The following is a 4,893-nucleotide window of genomic DNA, read 5'->3' on the forward strand; positions in this document are numbered from 1 at the left end:
CTCTTGAAGCTAATTATGATGATTATCTTGAAAAAAAATGATAATTAGACAGAAGTTCTCTTGTTCACATAGAGAACTTTATCTTCTTTTGTTTTCAAAATGAGAATTGCTGGAAATTAATCATCTTGATTTGAGCGAATTTTAAACCCACATTCCGCACCCTAGTCGTTGAAATCAAAAGTTGCTCTAGCCCTTGTATAGTAAGACTTTTAGCGATTACTAAGAATTATGAAGTGTCACACTCTAGTCAGCGATCGCCAGCTTAATGAGAGTTTATCTCAATAATTTGGTATCAGAGCTATCAGATTTTTAGGGCTAATTGTGCATCTGCTAGACAAACAAATTAGCCTGTAATTCAGAGCCAGCAATCGTTTTGACGATTTGGATAAAATTTTCAATGTGACACTTTAGGGTGCGGAATGTGGGTTAAAACGTACCTCTTCAAGTAAGATATTAAATCTTTGATCATTTTCTGGTTATAGCGGTGTGCAGTTGAATGAAATACATACAAATATACTCATTAATTAATTGGGATCGCATAATAATTGATCTAAACATCAATAGTACCCATATATGTATTTCACTCAATCGAATACCGCTATAGAAGCACAAATTTTAACAGAAACCGGAGAACCAAAGTAAATGAGTTAACGTTTAAGACTCACCTCGTAAGCTGAAAACCCTTATTCTCTCGTTAAAAATGTCTCAACTCCACACTCCGAACTCACATTAGACATTACACAGTAAAACAATGCCAATGACTGTAATAAAAGTCCCCACAATGGCAGAAAGGGTTACTTTTTCTTTCAAAAAGATAACTGCTAAAGGAAGCACAAACAGGGGTTCAGTTGAATTTAAGGTATTAGCAATGGAGACATCAATATATTTAATCGCCACTAAAGATAACCAAAATCCACCAAAGGTAATCACAGCAACGGAGATAATTAATCGCTTCATCAGATGAAAATCCTTGAGAGGATTGATCCATAAACCGACTCGTTGGGTGACTAAACCAAAGAAAAAGATTCCCGTCGTTCCCGAAAGCATCCGGATGAAAGTGGCTTGAATGGCCGAAATATCCGCTAATCCTTGCTTGGCTACAATTAACGATACAGACATACAAAAGACGGAGAGAAGCCCCAAAACAATACCGCGCAAACTTGAAGAAGTCTCATCATGGGAAATTTTGGCATAAAGGACGATTAATACCCCGGTTAATACTAGGGCAATCCCTCCCCAAGTCATCGGTGTGGGGGTTTCTCCTAAAAAGACAACCGCAAGAATAACGGTGAACACTTCTCCTAATGTGAGCAGTAAAATCAAGGCATGAGGACCGATATTTTGTAAAGCTGCGAAAAAAAAGGTATCTCCCAAGGTAATTCCTAATAAACCACTGAGAATAAGAAGCAATAGGGGTTCTCGACTAATATCTTGATAACCCGTTAGCAAAACAGCGATCGCTAGAAGGACAATACTAATTGTTCCTTTCGCCAACGTCAAAGCCAAGGGGGAAAGATGTTCTCCGAGTCGTTTAAAGAGAATTGAGCCGACTGCCCAAGAAGCGGCTGATACCAAGGCGGCTGAAATACCGATAATGCGAAGATTCATAATAAATTCAAGTTGTCCAATTTACACTTTTCGGAAGACCAGTACATACCGTTGGGGAATAAACTGATACTGAGTTTCTAACTGAAATCCATATCGTTCTAATTGAGCGATAATGAGTTCTTTGGCGATAAAAGGACCGTGATAGGGTAAGGTTTTATCCTCCACAACCGCATTGTCAACGACGATAAAACGACCACCGGGTTTGAGGGCATCTCTGATACTAGCAATATAGCTTTGCCGAACGGATTCACTGTTAACTGTATAGATGATATGATACAGAGAACACATATAGGCTAAATCCACTTGATTCGGTGGAATTCCTATACTATCGATGTTGGACAAGTGAACAAACTCAATATTGTTAAAATCGTATTTTTCGGCGACACTTTTGATAAAATCAACGTGAGTTTTCACCGTATCAAGGGCAAGAACTTTTCCCTTAGCTCCCACCGCTTCAGAAAATTTAAAGGTAAAATAGCCAGGTCCACTGCCAATATCTGCAATGGTCATCCCCGGTTCAAGATTGAGTACCTCCATCATTTTACTGGTTTTTTCCCATTCTTCTCGACGGGGATTATTAAAGAGAATAAAGTCTTCTAGATAAGCCAGTCTTTCTTGTCCTTTAAAGGTTTGGGCATCTTCAAACTCTTTGAATTTGTATTTGCGCTCAAGATATTCTTTTAAGTTGGCAAAGTCATTTTCTGACCAAAAGTTAAAAAATTCTCGATGATACTTATCGGACAACATTTGTTGTTGTTTATCAGGGGGAGCTAATAAGTACCAAGCAAACCATTGAAGGGCTGTGTATTCTCCTCCATAGTTTTCTTTGGGAATAATGCGATCATAAACCGTACTCGCTGCCGTAGCTGCCTCTAAATTGTTATTATTTAAGGCATCTAAGAGAAATTTGGACGCTTGTTTGCCTGCTTCCGTAATATCAAAGGTATCGATACTCCCTAAATGAATAATAGACGTTTTTGAGTGAATGTCAATATGGTCGATCAGAAGGGCTTTCCTCTGATTACTTTGAACAGCAACGGCTGATACCATTGATAACATTAAAAGAGATAAGAGTAAGGCTTCTCGGCGTATTTTGGGAAATTTAAACAAGGTAATCATTGCCAGACCTGTGAAATAAGATAAGTGAGGGGATATTTATGCTTTTTTAAACACCAATACATACCGTTGAGGAATGAACTGATATTGACTTTCTAAGCGAAATCCATACTGCTCTAATTGAGCAATAATAAGTTCCTTAGCAATGTAAGGTCCATGATAAGGAAGCGTTCCATCTGGAACAACCGCATTATCAACAACGACCAAACGGCCATCGGGTCTAAGGGCTTTTTTCAGGTCGTTAAGATAACGTTCTCGCACTTCTTCATAAGTCACGGTGTAGATAATATGGTAAAGAGAACACATATAAGCCAAGTCAATTTGATTCGCTTCGACCCCAATATTATCTGCTTTAGGTAGGTGAACAAAATCAATGTTTTTGAGGTTATATTTTTCAGAAACTCCCTTAACAAAATCAACATGATCTTGAACCGTATCAATCGCAAATACTTTTCCTTTGAGTCCTACCGCTTCAGCAAATTTGAAGGTAAAATAGCCAGATCCACTGCCAATATCAGCCACATTCATGCCAGGTTTAAGGTTGAGTATTTCCATCACCTTACTGGTTTTTTCCCATTCTTCGCGACGAGGATTATTGAAAAGCATAAAATCTTCTAAAAAGGCCGTTCGTGAATGTCCTTTAAAGGTTCTGCCATCCGTAAATTCTTTGAGTTTATATTTACGTTGCAAATATTCTTTTAAGTTGGCAAAGTCATTGGCTGCCCAATAATCAAAGAATTCTCGATGATATTTATTAGACAACATTTCTTTTTGTTTTTCTGGGGAAGCTAATAAATACCAAGTAAACCATTGAAGGGCAGTATATTCGCCTCCATAATTTTCAATGGGAATAATGCGATCATAAATCTTACTGGCGGTTTGAGCGGCAGCTAGATTGTTATTTTCCAGTGCATCCAACAGGGCTTTGGCAGCGGCGATTCCTCCTTCGCTAGTATTAGGAAAATCGATTGTGTTACCTAGATGAACTAAAGAGGCTTTAGAATCAATCTTAATTTGATCCATTAGAACGGCTTTTCGTTCATTCCCTTGAGTGACAATGGGAGACAGCAGTGGCATTATTAAAAGAGCCAATAATAAACTTTTGCGATGTATTTTCAGAAGTTGAATCATGGTATTCACCTAGGATAAAATAGGGTAAACAAGTTTAGGGGAGAGAACCGATATTAAGGTTAAAGGGAGTTCCTTGCAGGGTCTGAATCAGTTGCCTTTGTTGAGTAGAAAGAACTTGATTTGCTTGCTTTTGGCTTTGGTTACGAATTTGTTCTAACCTTTTGCGATTTTCTGCCATAATCTGTTGACAAGCCGGAGATTTGTTATCAGGGGGAACTTGAAAACTTTTAAGCACTTTTTGATTCGTTTCTTCTCCAATTTTTCTCAAGCGATTTTGCTGATCTTTAGTTAATTTTAACAGCTCAACAGTTTCTTCCTGATTGAGACTTTGCCAACCATAAACCTGAATCATAATCTCTCGGATTCGGTTAAATTGGGGAGGATGTAAAATTTGAGTTAACTGTTTATTTTTAGAGGTCATTACATTTTGGACTTGAGTAAAAAACTGACGTTTAGCAGATTCATTCCAAGGGGGAGAGGCCGGCTTTGAGCGATCATACACCTGAGTTAATTCTTGTTGTAAGTTTTTCTCTAATTGGGATAGCTCACGGATTTGCCAATCAGTCAGTTTCAGTTCTTTTTGGACTTGAGAAAGCTTAAGTAATGCTAAAGGATGAATTCCCGGCGGAAAAGGTAAACAAGCAGGGGTTTGTTGGGCATAGGCTTCTACGGGAGGGCGAAGGATAGATGAGACTAGGAGGGGAGCATGAACAATTCCTAGGGCTACACAGCCTATCATTAGGGTCGTTTTTAGAAAGAGATGCTTAACCATGATTAAAAGATAAACAAAGATACAGTCGGTTGACTAAGACAGAGTAATCGGATGATAAGCTCACGATCATCATAGCCTGTCTTCAAGAGAAGCCACTTGGATAATTACTTAAGAAAAACTTAAAAGTGAATTACTTAAAAAAACTTAAAATCACTGGTTCTTCCGAACTTACCATGTAAAATCAACTAGCAAAATGCCAATTTAATAAACATCTAAGACTAAAGTTTTTAAAGTTTCTAAATCCATAGCCTCTCCTTTTAATCACC

Annotated in this window: 4 protein-coding genes; all 4 read right to left on the bottom strand. The window is 38.0% G+C overall.

From position 1 onward, the window contains the following. Nucleotides 1-729: 729 nt before the first annotated feature. From LW728_RS22725 to LW728_RS22740, 4 genes are read right to left on the bottom strand one after another with little or no spacing between them, the layout of a single operon-like run. Nucleotides 730-1,608 (bottom strand): DMT family transporter, encoded by an 879-nt coding sequence (locus LW728_RS22725; protein WP_103112445.1) that lies wholly within the window; start codon nucleotides 1,606-1,608, stop codon nucleotides 730-732. Nucleotides 1,609-1,629: 21 nt separating this feature from the next. Further along, nucleotides 1,630-2,727 carry a class I SAM-dependent methyltransferase gene (locus LW728_RS22730; RefSeq protein ID WP_287665761.1) on the bottom strand — a complete coding sequence of 366 codons (1,098 nt, stop codon included), beginning with the start codon at nucleotides 2,725-2,727 and terminating at the stop codon, nucleotides 1,630-1,632. Nucleotides 2,728-2,763: 36 nt separating this feature from the next. Continuing rightward, nucleotides 2,764-3,855: a class I SAM-dependent methyltransferase gene (locus tag LW728_RS22735; protein WP_103112444.1), complete on the bottom strand. Its 1,092-nt coding sequence runs from the start codon at nucleotides 3,853-3,855 to the stop codon at nucleotides 2,764-2,766. A 34-nt stretch (nucleotides 3,856-3,889) separates the two neighbouring features. After that, nucleotides 3,890-4,627: a hypothetical protein gene (locus LW728_RS22740; RefSeq protein WP_287688647.1), complete on the bottom strand. Its 738-nt coding sequence runs from the start codon at nucleotides 4,625-4,627 to the stop codon at nucleotides 3,890-3,892. Between the last annotated feature and the right edge of the window lie 266 nt (nucleotides 4,628-4,893).

Origin of the sequence: Microcystis sp. 49638_E5 (assembly GCF_021300285.1) — a bacterium.
In the GTDB taxonomy this organism is placed as follows: Bacteria; Cyanobacteriota; Cyanobacteriia; order Cyanobacteriales; family Microcystaceae; genus Microcystis; species Microcystis aeruginosa_C.